The following is a 13,760-nucleotide window of genomic DNA, read 5'->3' on the forward strand; positions in this document are numbered from 1 at the left end:
CCAAGGAGCCAGATTGCCAGCACGCCGTACCGGACTCGACGATCTCGACCTGCTCATCCTGCGCCTGGTGCGGGACCGCCCGCGCACCGGCCTGCTGGAGATCGCCCGCCTGGCAGGCGTGGCGCGCGGCACCGTGCAGGCGCGGCTCGACCGGATGGCCGCCGACGGCGTGATCAGCGGCTTCGGCCCGGCCCTCTCCCCCACCGCGCTCGGCTATCCGGTGCAGGCCTTCACCACCCTGGAGGTCGAGCAGGCCGCCCGCGAGCACATCTCCTCCGCCCTGCACGCCATCCCCGAGCTGCTGGAGGCCTACATCGTCACCGGCCCCGGCGATGTCTGGTGCCGCATCGCCGGGCGCGACAACGAGCACGTCCAGCGGGTGATCGACGGCATGCTGACCATCCCGGGCGTACGGCGCAGCACGACCGTCATCACGCTGTCCGAGGTCGTCGCGCACCGGGTCCACCCGCTGGCAGGCATCCCGGACTGACCTGACAGGCCGCCTGCCAGGCACCTGCCAGAGCACTGCCAGCGGCCGGCGGCACCGTAGCGGGCATGACGTATGCGATCGAAGCCGAAGGGCTGGTCAAGAGATACGGCGACAAGGTGGCCCTGGCCGGGATCGACCTGCGCGCCAGGACCGGGACGGTGCTCGGCGTCCTCGGCCCGAACGGCGCGGGCAAGACCACGGCCGTGCGCATCCTCGCCACCCTCCAGGCCGCCGACGCGGGCCGGGCCACGGTCGGCGGGTTCGACGTGCGCGCCCAGGCCGCGCGGGTGCGCGAGCTGATCGGGCTGACCGGGCAGTACGCCTCGGTCGACGAGCAGCTGACCGGCACGCAGAACCTGGTGATGATGGGCCGCCTGCTCGGCCTGCCCCGCGACGCAGCCAGGGCCAGGGCCGCCGAGCTGCTGGACAGGTTCGGGCTGAGCGAGGCCGGCGGCAGGAAGGCCGGCGGGTACTCCGGCGGCATGCGCCGCCGCCTGGACCTGGCCGCCAGCCTGGTCAGCCGCCCCCGCGTGCTCTTCCTCGACGAGCCCACCACCGGGCTCGACCCCCACGCCCGCAACGAGCTGTGGCAGGTGGTCAGGGAGCTGGTCGCCGACGGCGTGACCGTGCTGCTGACGACGCAGTACCTGGACGAGGCCGACCAGCTCGCCGACGACATCCTGCTGATCGACGGTGGCCGCGTGGCCGCCTCCGGCACCCCCGGCGAGCTCAAGGCCAAGGCGGGCGGGCACCGCCTGGAGGTCAGGCCGCTGCACGAGCCCGACGCGGAGCGGATCACCGCGATCATGGGCGGCCTCAGCGTGCCCGTCCACGACCTGGCCGAGGCGCCCGCGCTGCTCAGGAAGCTCGACGAGGCGGGCATCGTGCTCGCCGAGCACGCGTTGCGCCTGCCCTCCCTCGACGACGTCTTCCTCAGCCTGACAGGAGCATCGAAGTGATCTCGCAGAGCCTCACCCTCGCCTGGCGCAGCCTCGTCCCGCTGAGGAACAGCCCCGGCCAGCTCGCCGGCCTGCTGATGCAGCCGATCTTCATGATCGTGGTGTTCGTCTACCTGTTCGGCGGCTCGGGCGGCGACAGGGCGGGCGCGGTGCAGTACATGCTGCCCGGAGTCCTCACCCAGGTGGCGCTGATCACCACCATCGGCACCGGCATGAACCTGGCCACCGACATCGGCAACGGGGTGTTCGACCGGTTCAGGACGATGCCGATCGCCAGGGCCGCGCCGCTCGCCGGCCGGATCCTGGCCGACCTGGCCACACTCATGGTCACCATCATGATGTCCCTGCTGATCGGCTACGTCGTGGGCTTCAGGATCCGGACCGGCCCGCTGGAGGCGCTGGCCGCCGTCGGGCTGATGGTGCTGTTCGCCTTCGCGCTGAGCTGGGCGTCGGCCTACCTGGGGCTGGTGACGAAGTCCGTGACCACGATGCAGAGCATGGCCAGCGCCGTCCTGCTCCCGCTCACCTTCGGCAGCACCGCCTTCATCCCGGCCACCGGCCTGCCCGGCTGGCTGGTGTGGTGGATGAACGTCAACCCCGTCTCGCACCTGGCGTCCGCGCTGCGCGGGTTGATGGTCGGCGGCACGCAGGCCGCCGACGTGTGGTTCACCCTCGGCTGGGCCGCCGCCATCGCCGCGGTGTTCGTGCCGCTGGCGCTGCGCGCCTACGCCAGGCGGGTCAGCTGATCACGGGACATGCGCCCGCCGCGCCCGAACGCCGCCTCGAAGGCCGTGTCACCGAGCGCGGCACGCGTGTCGGCGGCGGTTCTGGCCATCTCGGCGCCCCCTCCGCCGACACCGCCGTGGACGGCGCTCGCCCCGCCGAGCAGGACGGCGGCCCGCTCGGCGTCGCCGTCGGCCAGCGCCACCTGGGCGAAACCGGCGAGCGCGGCGGCCAGGATCGGCAGGTCCGGCGCCGCCCCGAAGGTCTCCACCGCCAGCCGCAGTTGCTCCCGGGCGCCCTGCGGGTCGCCCGCCTCCAGCAGCGCCCTGCCGTAGGAGGTGCGCGCCCAGCTCACCTGCTGCGGCAGCACGTCGCTCATCGCGGGCAGCGCGGCGAGAAGTTCCTCGTAGCGTGCCAGCGCCGCCGCTCCGTCCCCGGCCAGCCGCGCCAGCTCGGCCTCGCCGAGCCGCAGGTGCAGCAGCACCTGCTGCGACGTCTCACCCGAGACGACCGCCCTGGCCCTGGCCAGGTCGGCGGCGCCGCCCTCCGCGTCGCCGCCCTGGGCGCGCAGCAGCGCCACCGTGGTGAGCGTGGTGATCGTGTCCTCGACGCTCACCCATCCCACGGTGAGCGCCCCCGCCTCCGCGATCAGCTCGGCGGCCGGCTTGCCGCGAATGACCCGCGCCCCGGCCAGCGTCAGCAGCGACTCGCTCAGGCCCCACCGGTCACCGACCCGCCTGAACCCGGCGACCGCCCGCTCCAGATCGTCCTCCGCCAGCGGGTGGGCCGACCGCCAGCCGCCCCTGATCATCAGCGCGGCGCTCGACAGCCACGGGTCCTCGGCCGCGACGTACTCGTCCAGCAGCTCGGCCAGGCGCTCCTCCTGCCGCGTCATCGCGGCCAGCACGGCCCTGCCCAGCCACAGCATCGGATGGACGGGGCCCTCCGCGCGAGCCAGGACGATCACCCGCTCCAGGTCGTCCAGGATCCGCCCCAGCGCGTCGGGCTCGTTCAGCAGCCGCCCGATGAACCGGGTGCCGACACCGAAGGTGCAGGCGGCGTAGGCGGCCGCCAGCCCCGGCGGCGGGCCGTCGCCCGCCCGCTCGGCCAGCTCGATCACCTGCGTGGCCCACGCCTCGCCCTCGGCCCGGTAGCCGCACAGCCACCAGTACCAGGTCAGCGCCCCGCACAGGCGCAGCGCCAGCTCCACCTCGCCGGTGTCGAGCGCCCAGCGCAACGCCGCCGCGTGGTTGTCGCGTTCGGCGGCCAGCCGCTCGATCCACACCAGCTGCTCGGCCGTGCGCAGGTGCGGCACCGCCGCCTCGGCCAGCTCCGCGAAGTGGACGGCGTGCGCCCTGCGCGGCTGCCGGCCGCCGTCCATGGCGTAGGCCCTGATCGTCTCCAGCATCGTGTAACGGCCCTGGGCGTCCATCCTGACCAGCGACTTGTCCACCAGCGCGCCGAGCACCTCGATCCCCGCCCCGCACACGGCCTCGACCGCCTCCAGCGTGGCTCCGCCCGGGAACACCGCGAAGCTCTCGGCCAGCGCCCGTTCCTCCTCGGTCAGCAGGTCCCAGCTCCACTCGACCACCGCGCGCAACGTCTGCTGCCGGGGCAGCGCCGTCCTGCTGCCGCCGGTCAGCAGCCTGAACCTGTCGTCGAGCCGGTCGGCCAGCTGGACGGGCGTCATCGTGCGCAGCCTGGCCGCGGCCAGCTCGATCGCCAGCGGCATCCCGTCGAGCCTGCGGCAGATGGCCACGATCGCGGCCACGTTCCGCTCGTCGAGCCTGACGCCGCTGGCCCGGTCGAGCAGGAGCCGCACCGCCGGAGACGCCGCCGCCACGCCCGGCTGCGCCCCCTCGGGCGGCAGCTCGAGCGGCGGGATGGCCGCCAGCCGTTCCCCCTGCACGCCGAGCGGCTCCCTGCTGGTGGCCAGCACCCTCAGGCCTGGACACTCGATCAGGAGCCGTTCGGCCAGCACGGCCGCCGCCGCCACGAGGTGCTCGCAGTTGTCGAGCACGATGAGCGCCTTGCGGCCGGCGAGCGCGCCCACCAGCCGGTCGGCCGGGCTGACCTTCTCCGCCGCGCCCAGCGCAGGCCGGTCGGTGCCGCGCAGGTCGAGCGCGTCGAGCACGGCGCCGGGCACGTCGGCCGGGTCGGTGACGGCCGCCAGCTCGACCAGCCACGCCTCCTCGGCCAGCAGTGCCGCCTCCGTCGCCAGCCTGGTCTTGCCGGCGCCGCCGGGGCCGACGATGGAGACCATTCTCGAGGTCGCCAGCAGCCCGGTCAGCTCCTCCAGCTCCTCCTCGCGGCCGATGAAGCTGGTCAGCGGGCGTTTCACGCCCGGGCGGCGATGCCGTACGGTGGGCTGGCCGGCGGGCTGGACAGGAGGCCGGCCGGCCGGGAGGGCCGCAGGGAGGTCCCCCGACACCACCGCCAGATGGGCGGCGCGCAGCTCGGGGCCGGGATCGACGCCCAGCTCGTCGGCCAGGCGCGCCCTGGTGCGCTCGAAGAGCGCCAGCGCGTCGGCCTGCCGCCCGGCGGCGGCCATGGCGCGCACGGCGATCGCGCACAGCCGTTCGCGCAGCGGGTGGGCGGCCACCTCCGCCGCCAGGTCCACGGGCAGCCCCGCCGCCAGGCGCGCCTCGGACCTGGTCTCGACCGCGGCGAGCCTGTCCTCCTCCAGCGCCGCCGCCACGTTGGCCAGGTGCGGCACCGTGGCCAGGTCGGCCAGCGCGGGCCCGCGCCACAACTTCAGCGCCGCCTCCAGCTCGCCGGCGGCCACCAGGTCGTGGAAGCGGCGCACGTCCACCCGCGCGGTCAGCCGGTAGCCGCCCGGTCTGCTCTCCACCGCCTCGTACGGCCTGAGCGCCGCGCGCAGCCGCTTGACCAGCGTCTGGAGGGCGTTGGCCGCGTTGGCGGGCGGTTCGCCCGGCCACAGCGCGTCGATCAGCCGGTCGGCGGTGACCAGCCGTCCCTCCTCCAGCGCGAGCAGCGCCAGCAGGGCCCTGACCCTGGCACCGCCGATCTCGATCGGCCCTTCAGGTCCCTCGACCTCCAGCGGACCGAGAATCGCCACACGCATACGCACATCTTGCCGTCCGGAAGGGCCCGCGCAGCCACCCCAGCCGCGCGAGCCCTCGATACCGGCTAATTCAGAGTAACTCAGTGGGTTTTATAGGTAAATACCCGTCTCCCTAGTCGGCGCGCACCCTCTCGCGCACCCACACCCCCGCCGGCTTGAGCCTGGAGGTACCCGCGAACGGGCCGTTCGGGCAGGTGCCCGAGGTGAAGACGGCACCCGAGCGCGAGTCGTCGGAGTAGTTCCAGTTCACCCAGCTGATCTTCTTCTGCGCCATCAGGTCGATGTACTGCTGCGACCGGGTGAAGTTGTTCGAGCCGTCACCCGAGGCCGTCTGCGTGCCGAACTCCGTGACGAACATCGGGATCCGGTCGGCCGCCCGCGACAGCGCGTTCAGGTACTCCGAGCCGTGGGAGGCGGCGTAGAAGTGGAAGGTGTACATGATGTTGGTCGCGTTGACCGGGTTGTTGACGACCTCGCTCTCGTCGGCCCCGTCCGAGACGCCGAGCGACGACCACGCGCGGGTCCCCACGAGGATCGGGGTCTCCGGATCGTGCTGCCTGATCACCGGGATCAACTGGTGGGCGTAGTTCCTGATCGTCGACCACGACACGCCGTTCGGCTCGTTGGCGATCTCGTACAGCAGGTTGTTCTTGCCGTTGTGCCGCTGCGCGATCTCGGTGAAGAAGGTCTTGGCCCTGCTCAGGTTCACCGTCGGATCGCCGGGGCTGAGCATGTGCCAGTCCACGATCGCGTACATCCCGCGCGCCGTGGCCATCTCGATCAGGTTGTGCACCCGGTCGGTGAACAGCCGCGGATTGGTCTCGTAGCCGCCCTCCTGGATGTACATCGAGATCCGCAGGACGTCGGCCTTCCAGTCGGTGGCCAGCGCGTCCAGCGAGGCGGTGTTGAGGCACTGCGAGTACCACTGCAGGCCGTGCGAGCTCATGCCGCGCAGCTGGATCTGCTCGCCGCGCTCGTTGCACAGCCGTACCCCGCACACCTGGAGCCGGCCGTTGGCCTCCACCGGCGTGCCGGTGCCGCCCGGCTGCGTGGTGGCGGTGACCGCGGCGCTCCTGCCCGACTCGTTGTCCGACGGATCACGGGCGGTCACGGTGTAGGTGTGGGTGGACGACGGTGCCAGGCCGGTGATCGTGGCCGACGTGCCGCCGACGGTCGCCTTCAGCGTCGACCCCTCGTAGACCCGGTAGTCCTTGATCGTCCCGCTGTTGTCGGCCGAGGCGTCCCACGCCAGCGTGACGGAGCTGGAGGTGGTGGCCGTCGCCCGCGGGTTGCCGGGAACGGAGGGGCTCTCGGTGTCGGGCGGGCCCGCGGCCGAGACCGTCAGCCTGTCGAGGTTCGGTCCGCCGTTGGCGGTCGTGGCGGTGGCGCGGACGGTGTTGGCGCCCGCGTTCAGCGCCGCGGTGACGGTGGTCTCCGCCCATGTGCTCCACGCGCCCGTGCCGGGGAAGTCCTTGGTCACGCCGGTCCCGTTGACCGCGATGGCCATCGGCCGGCCGGTGGTGGTGCCGTTGGCGTAGCGGAAGGTCAGCGCCGCGTTCCCGGCCGCGGCGGCGTTGACCGTGAACTCGACGTAGGAACCCGCGACGTTGGTGTAGTCCACGAAGCCGGTGCCGGTGTACCCGGCGTGCTTGGTGTCCACGACGCCCTGCGAGATGACCGCGTTCTCCGCCTGGTACTCGTTCGACGGGGCGGCCACGTCGATCTCGGCGTAGTCGAGGTTGGGCCCGCCGTTGGCGGTCGTGGCGGTGGCGCGGACGGTGTTGGCGCCCGCGTGCACCGGCGCCGTGACGGTCGTCGAGGCCCAGGTGGACCAGGCTCCCGTGCCGGGGAAGTTCTTGGTCACGCTGGTCCCGTTGACCGCGACGGCCATCGGCCGGTCGGTGGTGGTGCCGTTGGCGTAGCGGAGCACGATCGAGGCGGTGCCCGCCGCGGCGGCGTTCACGGTGAACTCAACGTAGGAGCCCTGGACGTTGTCGTAGTTGACGAAGCCGGTGCCGCTGAAGCCCGCGTGGTTGGACTCGACCGCCCCTTGGGAGACGGTCGCGTTCTCCGCCTCGAGGCGGGAGGGCGCCTGGGCCAGGGCGGGCGCGGCCAGGCAGGTGGTGAGGACGGCGGTGAGCGCGAGGAAGCGGACGGGTCGGAGCATCGCCCCTCCGGTTTATTAGGAAACTTAACTAACGATCAATCGGAGAATAGGTCTGACCACTCCCAGGCACAAGGCCCAAATTGACAGGCATCAGACAGGAACGCTGACGGCCTTGACGAGATAAGTCCGATGCGCCACGCGCAGGGCCGCGTTAGGCGCGCAGCATGCCGCGCAGGATGGCGTCGAGCGTGCCGGCCTCCTGCTCGGTGAGCCGGGCGGCCAGCCGCGCCAGGTTGGCCGCGTGCTCGGTGAGGGTGGCGTCGATGACCTCGCGGCCCCGCTCGGTGAGCGAGACGCGGAAGCTGCGCCGGTCGGCGGGGTCGAGGCTGCGCTCGACCAGCCCCGCCGCCTCCAGCCGGTCGATGCGGTTGGTCATGCCCGCCCGCGACATCATCAGCACGTCCGACAGCTCCGACGGCATCAGCGTGTACGGCGGGCCCGACCGGCGCAGCGCCGCCAGCACGTCGAACTCGCCCGGTCGCAGGCCGTGGCGCCGGAAGACCTCCTCCACGGCCGACTCCACCAGCCGCGACGCCTGGCCGAGGCGGCCGAAGACGCCCATCGCCGACAGGTCGAGGTCCGGACGCTCGCGCCGCCACTGGGTGAGGATGACGTCGATCGCGTCCTGCTCACTGCTCATGGTCAGACCCTATGGCCATCGGCGGCGCCGTCCGCCCGGCGGGAGACCGGGCCCCGGCGGTCCTGCCGTACCGGTGTCTGGACGGGGCGCCGGGACGCCGCCAGGCGCCCGGCGGCCTGCGGTACCGGCCGCTCTGAAACCGGCCGGGAGACGCGACACGCTACTGTGAAATGACCCATTTGAGCAGGAGCGACCATGTTCTTCGGTGTGACCGATCTCTGGACATATGTGGCGGGAGCCTTCTTCATCATCCTGCTGCCCGGCCCCAACTCGCTCTACGTGCTCGCCCTCGCCGCCCAGCGCGGCGTGCGTGAGGGCTACAAGGCGGCGATGGGCGTCTTCGTCGGCGACACCGTCCTCATGGTGCTCGCGGCGGCGGGCGCGGCGTCGCTGCTGCGCTCGAATCCGGTGCTGTTCACGGTCGTGAAGTACCTGGGCGCGGGCTACCTGGCGTGGATCGGCCTCCAGATGATCAGGGGCGCGTGGAAGGCGTGGCGCTCCGCCGACCCGGCTCACGTCCCGGTCGCCGTGCTGGTGGACGAGCGCGGACCGAACCCCTTCCGCAAGGCGCTGACGATCAGCCTGCTGAACCCGAAGGCGATCCTGTTCTTCGTCTCCTTCTTCATCCAGTTCGTGGACCCCTCGTACGGCACGCCCGCGGTGCCGTTCCTCATCCTGGGGGCGATCATCCAGCTGTTCAGCGCGCTCTACCTGTCGGCGCTGATCTTCGGCGGGACCTTCCTGGCCGGGCAGTTCCGCGCCAGGCGGAAGCTGTCGGCCACCCTCACCTCGGGGGTCGGCGCGCTGTTCCTCGGCTTCGGCGCCAAGCTCGCCACGGCCAGCCTGGGGTAATCGTTTCCCCACAAACCATGACAGATGCGACATATGGCCACGGCAAGATCAGCAAGTGCCGAATGTGCACAATCTGACAGTGGCACTCCCGGACGTCAGGTACGGTAAGCCAGCGGCGCGCCCCTGCGCGCCGGGGTAATCCGTCCCGCAACCCGACGACAGCGTCCGACGATGCCTGATCCCGCCAGCCAGGGGTAGGCGCTGCTCGTGGGCCGACCTACGGAGCAGAGTTGAACCATCCCCCTGTCGTGCTGCCACGTCTGACCGCCCTGGCCAGGCAGGCGATCCCCCGCCTGCTCGAAGGAGTCGTCGCTCCGCTCGCCGTCTTCTACACCGCCCTCATGATCCTGGGCGAGAATGGCGCGCTGATCGCGGCGGTGTCGTGGGTCTACCTCGGCGTGGGATGGCGGCTCGTCAGGAAGGTACGGGTGCCCGCGACCATGTTCCTGGCCGCGGTCGCGATCACCGCGCGGGCCCTGGTCGCGCTGTGGACCGGCAACAACGCCGTCTTCTTCCTGACGCCCGAGTTCGGAACCATCTGCATCAGCATGATCTTCCTCGCCTCGGTCAGGCTGAACAGGCCGATGGTCCAGAAGCTCACCCTCGACTACATCCACCTGCCGCAGGCGGTGCTGAAGCACGAGCGGATGCGCAGGTTCTTCGCCAGGATCACGCTGCTGTGGGCGTTCGTGCTGATGGCCAACTCCACCGTGAGCATCTGGCTCTTCCTCAACGAGTCCATCGGCGCCTACATGCTGCTGCGCACCTCAGCGGTGGCCGCTATCAGCGGGTTCGCGATCACCTTCTCGTTGTGGACCTTCAAGCGGGTGCTGCGCCGCCTCAGCCACGCCCCCGCCTGACTTCTCGATCAGCAGGAACGCGCCACCGAGCCCCAACGTCAGGCCGGTCAGCATGGCGAACAGCGTCACCAGATGGGGCGCGACCATCGGCACCTCGGCGGCCAGCGGGCCCGCGGTCACCATGATGATCATCTCGTAGAGGCCCCAGGCGAACAGGTAGCCGCTGCCCAGCCACGCCACGGCCGTCGACCACCACGCGTGCCCGCGCAGCAGGGCCAGGTAACCGGCGGCGCCGGCGATGACGAGCGCTCCGCCGAGAGCCTGCACGACGCTTCCCGGCAGGTTCCGCGCGGCCGTCACAGCGGGGTCGAGTCCGGCGGTGCCGCCGCAGGCCCAGTACACGTCCACGGCGCCGACGACCAGCGCCACCAGCAGGCCGCCGCGGCCCACGACGTGCTGGAACGCCACGGCCGTCCGCGCCCTGCCGTACCGGAAGGCCCACGGCCACCTGGCGCGGGCGTAGAGGGCGAAGGCGACGGTGAGCCCCACGCCCTGCAGCGAGAAACCGCCGTAGACCATCAGGTAGACCCAGCCCTCCACCATCGGGCCGCCGTGGAAGGCGCCCGGTCCCTCGATCAGCAGGGTCAGCGGCAGCGCGACGACGATCTTGGACAGCAGGGCGGTGCCGACCCAGATGGGCAGCAGCACCAGCCACGCCGGCAGGCGCATCCCCCACCGCGTGGTGAAGGCGAGCGCGAGGCACAGGCCGACCAGGTCCATGCCGAAGGTCATGGCGTTGAGCCCGGTCATCGCGCCCGAGTCCATCAGCGAAAGGTCGACCACGCCGACCGGGCGGCCCGTCAGCCAGAGGATCTTGATGGTGAGGTAGGGCAGGGTCGCGGCCATCGCGACGATCGCGGCGGTGATCCTGCCGATTCCTGCGCGGGGAACGTCCATGCCGCCCAATCTGCCCAGCGGCGGCACCCCCGGCCTCACGCGACGCGGGGATCCCCCTCCCCCGCGCGAGGGACGACGACCAGTTCGAAGCCCTCGCCGGCCGGGCCCGCCGTCATCGTGCCGCCGGCCAGCCGGACGCGCTCGCGCAGTCCGGTGAGGCCCATGCCGCCCGGGACCGCGGTGGGCCGGCCGCGGGAGGGGCCGTTGCACACCGAGATCCGCCCGGGCGCGACCGAGACCCGCACCCACGCGCCGGGGGCGTGCTTGGCGGCGTTGGTCAGGCCCTCCTGGACCACCCGGTGCGCCAGCGCGGGCACGGGACCCGGCGCGATCTCCGCCATGACCTCCATCCCCGAGCCCCTGGCCCGCTCGACCAGGGCGGCGACGTCCTCGTCGACGGGCGCGAGCGGGGCGGGGTCGATGTCCTCGCGCAGCAGCCCCACGATCTGCCTCAGCCGTTCCGTGGCCTCCGCCGCCGCCACCCGCAACTCCCCCGCGGCCTTGGCCTGCGCCGGAGCGAGTCCAGGCGCGATCTCGAGGCCCGCCGCGCGCACCGCGATGAGGGCCAGGTCGTGCCCGAGCGAGTCGTGCATCTCGTGCGCGATGCGGGCTCGCTCACGCATCCTGGCCTGCGCCGCCGCGGCCTCGCCGGCCCGCGCCCGCTGGTGCACCAGCCGCCGCCGCAGCGCCCCCAGCAGGTACGGCAGGACGTAGAAGCCGGCGAGCCCGGACACCATCGTGACCCACAGCCGCGGCTGGCCGCCCTGCGCCAGCACGACGCCCGAGCCGACGACGGTGGCCGCGCCGAGAACGGCCACGGCCGGCCAGGCGCGCGCGGTCCTGCGCCCGGTCAGGTAGGCGTACCAGATCACGGCCGGCGTGGTCGGCGTGAGCGGGAAGATCTTCACCGCGACCAGCGACAGCGGCCACAGCTGGTCGCCGGTGGCCTGCCCCCTGCTGAAGTCCCAGTCGGCGGTGGCCAGGCCCTCGTCGAACTGCCAGGGTCCCACCGGCAGCAGGATCACGACCGCGGCGAGCGGCCACGGCCGGCCCACCGCGATCGCCAGGGCCAGAAGCAGCACGCGCCCGCCCGTCACCGCGAGGAAGCGGCCGGGGTCGGCGAAGGGGTCGGGTCCCGCGGCGGCGGCCAGGACGGACATGACGAGCCACAGGAGCACGTCGTGGAGCAGGTGGCGGGGCGTGCGGCGCATGCGGGAGACGCTATCGGGCCGGGCCCTGGCGGCACCTCTGCCGAAAGTCGGGGTATCGCCCAGCCTACCGGAGATGGTGGTGCCAGCCTCACCGTCGATCTCCACCCTCACACCAGTGTGCGAGGTCTCCTTCCCGAGTTGGATCGAGGGACATGACGAAAGTAGGGGGTCGTGCGTACCGATCGTCCGATGTGGGCGGACCTGATCGATCCCTAGGTTCGAGGAGGTAGATCCCTGAGATTTCCAGGGGACGGCCGGGGTCCGGCCGGGGGCCGTTCCCCGATGTCGCCAGGGTGATCCGCCGCCACTCTGAGAGAACTCCCTCCACAGACCGGAGCGCACACATGTCCCATGCCATTCTCGACCTGCTCAACCAGGTGATGACCTCGCCATGGTTGTACGTCGCGCTGTTCGCGCTGGCGATGCTCGACGGGTTCTTCCCCGTCGTGCCCGCCGAGACGGCTGTCATCACCGCGGGCGTGTTCGCGGCCTCCACGGGTGACCCGAACCTGTGGCTGGTGATGGTCGTGGCCGCGCTGGGCGCCTTCACCGGTGACCACATCTCCTACTTCATCGGCAGCAAGGCGGGCCGCCGGCTGCGGGGCAAGAAGGCCTTCACGTGGGCCCAGCAGGCACTCGCCGAGCGTGGCGGCCTGCTGCTCGTGGTGGCCCGCTACATCCCCGGCGGCAGGACCGCGGCCACGCTCACCATGGGCGGGGTCGGCTATCCGCGCGGCTCGTTCGCGTTCTTCGACGCGATCGCGGCCGGGTCGTGGGCGGTCTACTCGACGCTGATCGGCTTCTTCGGCGGCATGGCCTTCGAGAACGACCCGATCAAGGGCCTGCTGCTCGGCCTCGGCATCGCGGTGACGATCACCATGGTCGTCGAGCTGGTCCGCTGGCTGCGCAAGCGGCGTTCACCGGGTTCTCACCGGGCGCTCGTCCCTGCCGCGCAGGGCGCCGAAGGAGAGTCCTGACTGTTCGCCCCCCTGTCCCTGAGCGGAGACCTCACGGACACCTCCACATGTCTTCATCCAGGTGAAAGGAGTGCGCATGACTGTGCTGGCCGCGGCCGTGGCCCTGTTCGGCTCGTTGTTCTTCGCACTCGGCGCCGCTCTCCAGCAGTTCGAGGCGGTGGGCTCGGCCAAGCCGGGCCTGCTGGCCCTGCTCAGAAAGCCCCGCTGGCTCGCGGGCGGGGCGTCGATCCTCGTGGGCGGAGGGCTGCACATCGTGGCCCTCGGCCTCGGCCCGCTGACCGTCGTCCAGCCGATGGGCGTGGCCAGCCTCCTGTTCGCCCTGCCGATCGCGGCCGCCCTGCACGGGCGGCGGCCGTCCCGGGGGGAGCTGGCCGCGGCGGCCACGGTCGCCATCGGCCTGATCGGGCTGGTCCTGCTGGTCCCCTCGCACGACGGCCCCACGTACCTGAGCCCGCACGGGGCCGCCACGCTGCTCGCGGTCGCGGGCGTCGCGGCGGTGCTGCTGTGGGCGGGCGCGAGGGCCGCCTCCCCTGCGGGACGGGCCGCGCTCCTGGCCACCAGCGCGGGCGTGCTGTACGGCGCGACCGCGACCCTCATGCGCGTCCTGGTCGACGGGGCGTGGAACTGGTGGTACCTGCTGGCGCTGCCGGTTCCCGCCCTGCTCGCCCTGGTGCTCCTGCAGCGGGCCTACGCCGTCGGCCACTTCGGCGTGTCCTTCGCCTCGCTGCAGATCGCCGACCCCCTGACCGCCGTCGCCTTCGGCGCCCTCCTGCTCGGCGAGCCCCTCCCCCAGGGTGTCGCCCCGATCGCGGCCGCCGCGCTCACGGCGGTGGGCACGATCGCGCTCGCTCGCACCACCCCCCTCGAATCACGTTCCTAACTCCCAGGAGTCCCCCACC

General features: G+C 72.2%; 12 protein-coding genes. 7 read left to right on the plus strand and 5 right to left on the minus strand.

Going from position 1 to position 13,760, the window contains the following annotated elements; all coding sequences use genetic code 11:
- Positions 1-13 precede the first annotated feature (13 nt).
- The 3 genes from ACWDLG_RS38240 to ACWDLG_RS38250 all read left to right on the plus strand — a co-directional run bounded on the left by ACWDLG_RS38240 (position 14) and on the right by ACWDLG_RS38250 (position 2,195).
- The gene (locus ACWDLG_RS38240) at positions 14-490 is read left to right on the plus strand and encodes an Lrp/AsnC family transcriptional regulator (RefSeq protein WP_354920256.1); all 477 of its coding nucleotides are present in this window, start codon (positions 14-16) and stop codon (positions 488-490) included.
- A gap of 65 nt (positions 491-555) precedes the next feature.
- Positions 556-1,449: an ATP-binding cassette domain-containing protein gene (locus ACWDLG_RS38245; protein ID WP_449929456.1), complete on the plus strand. Its 894-nt coding sequence runs from the start codon at positions 556-558 to the stop codon at positions 1,447-1,449.
- The gene (locus ACWDLG_RS38250; RefSeq protein ID WP_449929458.1) at positions 1,446-2,195 is read left to right on the plus strand and encodes an ABC transporter permease; all 750 of its coding nucleotides are present in this window, start codon (positions 1,446-1,448) and stop codon (positions 2,193-2,195) included. The genes ACWDLG_RS38245 and ACWDLG_RS38250 overlap by 4 nt, the downstream gene beginning before the upstream one ends.
- On the opposite strand, the gene ACWDLG_RS38255 is transcribed toward ACWDLG_RS38250, so the two are convergent.
- From ACWDLG_RS38255 to ACWDLG_RS38265, 3 genes are all read right to left on the minus strand, one after another.
- Positions 2,174-5,257 carry a BTAD domain-containing putative transcriptional regulator gene (locus ACWDLG_RS38255; RefSeq protein ID WP_449929460.1) on the minus strand — a complete coding sequence of 1,028 codons (3,084 nt, stop codon included), beginning with the start codon at positions 5,255-5,257 and terminating at the stop codon, positions 2,174-2,176. The genes ACWDLG_RS38250 and ACWDLG_RS38255 overlap by 22 nt on opposite strands.
- A 112-nt stretch (positions 5,258-5,369) precedes the next feature.
- Complete coding sequence (locus tag ACWDLG_RS38260; protein WP_449929462.1) at positions 5,370-7,424, minus strand: cellulase family glycosylhydrolase; 2,055 nt, start codon at positions 7,422-7,424, stop codon at positions 5,370-5,372.
- Between the two features lie 151 nt (positions 7,425-7,575).
- Entirely contained in the window at positions 7,576-8,064 is a 489-nt protein-coding gene (locus ACWDLG_RS38265) for a MarR family winged helix-turn-helix transcriptional regulator (RefSeq protein WP_354920241.1), read from the minus strand.
- A 195-nt stretch (positions 8,065-8,259) separates the two neighbouring features.
- Between ACWDLG_RS38265 and leuE the strand changes: the two genes are divergently transcribed.
- Positions 8,260-8,916, plus strand: coding sequence for a leucine efflux protein LeuE (leuE, locus tag ACWDLG_RS38270; protein WP_449929464.1), 657 nt, complete (start codon positions 8,260-8,262; stop codon positions 8,914-8,916).
- A gap of 248 nt (positions 8,917-9,164) precedes the next feature.
- Positions 9,165-9,776, plus strand: coding sequence for a VC0807 family protein (locus ACWDLG_RS38275; RefSeq protein WP_449929466.1), 612 nt, complete (start codon positions 9,165-9,167; stop codon positions 9,774-9,776).
- Here the strand turns inward: ACWDLG_RS38275 and ACWDLG_RS38280 are convergent.
- The gene (locus ACWDLG_RS38280; protein ID WP_449929468.1) at positions 9,684-10,673 is read right to left on the minus strand and encodes a hypothetical protein; all 990 of its coding nucleotides are present in this window, start codon (positions 10,671-10,673) and stop codon (positions 9,684-9,686) included. The genes ACWDLG_RS38275 and ACWDLG_RS38280 overlap by 93 nt on opposite strands.
- A 35-nt stretch (positions 10,674-10,708) precedes the next feature.
- Positions 10,709-11,884, minus strand: coding sequence for a sensor histidine kinase (locus ACWDLG_RS38285; protein ID WP_449929470.1), 1,176 nt, complete (start codon positions 11,882-11,884; stop codon positions 10,709-10,711).
- 344 nt (positions 11,885-12,228) lie between these two features.
- On the opposite strand from ACWDLG_RS38285, the gene ACWDLG_RS38290 reads away from it, so the two are divergent.
- Together ACWDLG_RS38290 and ACWDLG_RS38295 are read left to right on the plus strand one after the other, a co-directional pair.
- On the plus strand, positions 12,229-12,861 hold the full coding sequence (locus ACWDLG_RS38290; protein ID WP_354920229.1) for a DedA family protein: 633 nt from the start codon (positions 12,229-12,231) through the stop codon (positions 12,859-12,861).
- 76 nt (positions 12,862-12,937) lie between these two features.
- Positions 12,938-13,741: a DMT family transporter gene (locus ACWDLG_RS38295; RefSeq protein ID WP_449929472.1), complete on the plus strand. Its 804-nt coding sequence runs from the start codon at positions 12,938-12,940 to the stop codon at positions 13,739-13,741.
- Positions 13,742-13,760: the final 19 nt, after the last annotated feature.

Source organism: Nonomuraea sp. NPDC003727 (assembly GCF_053586935.1).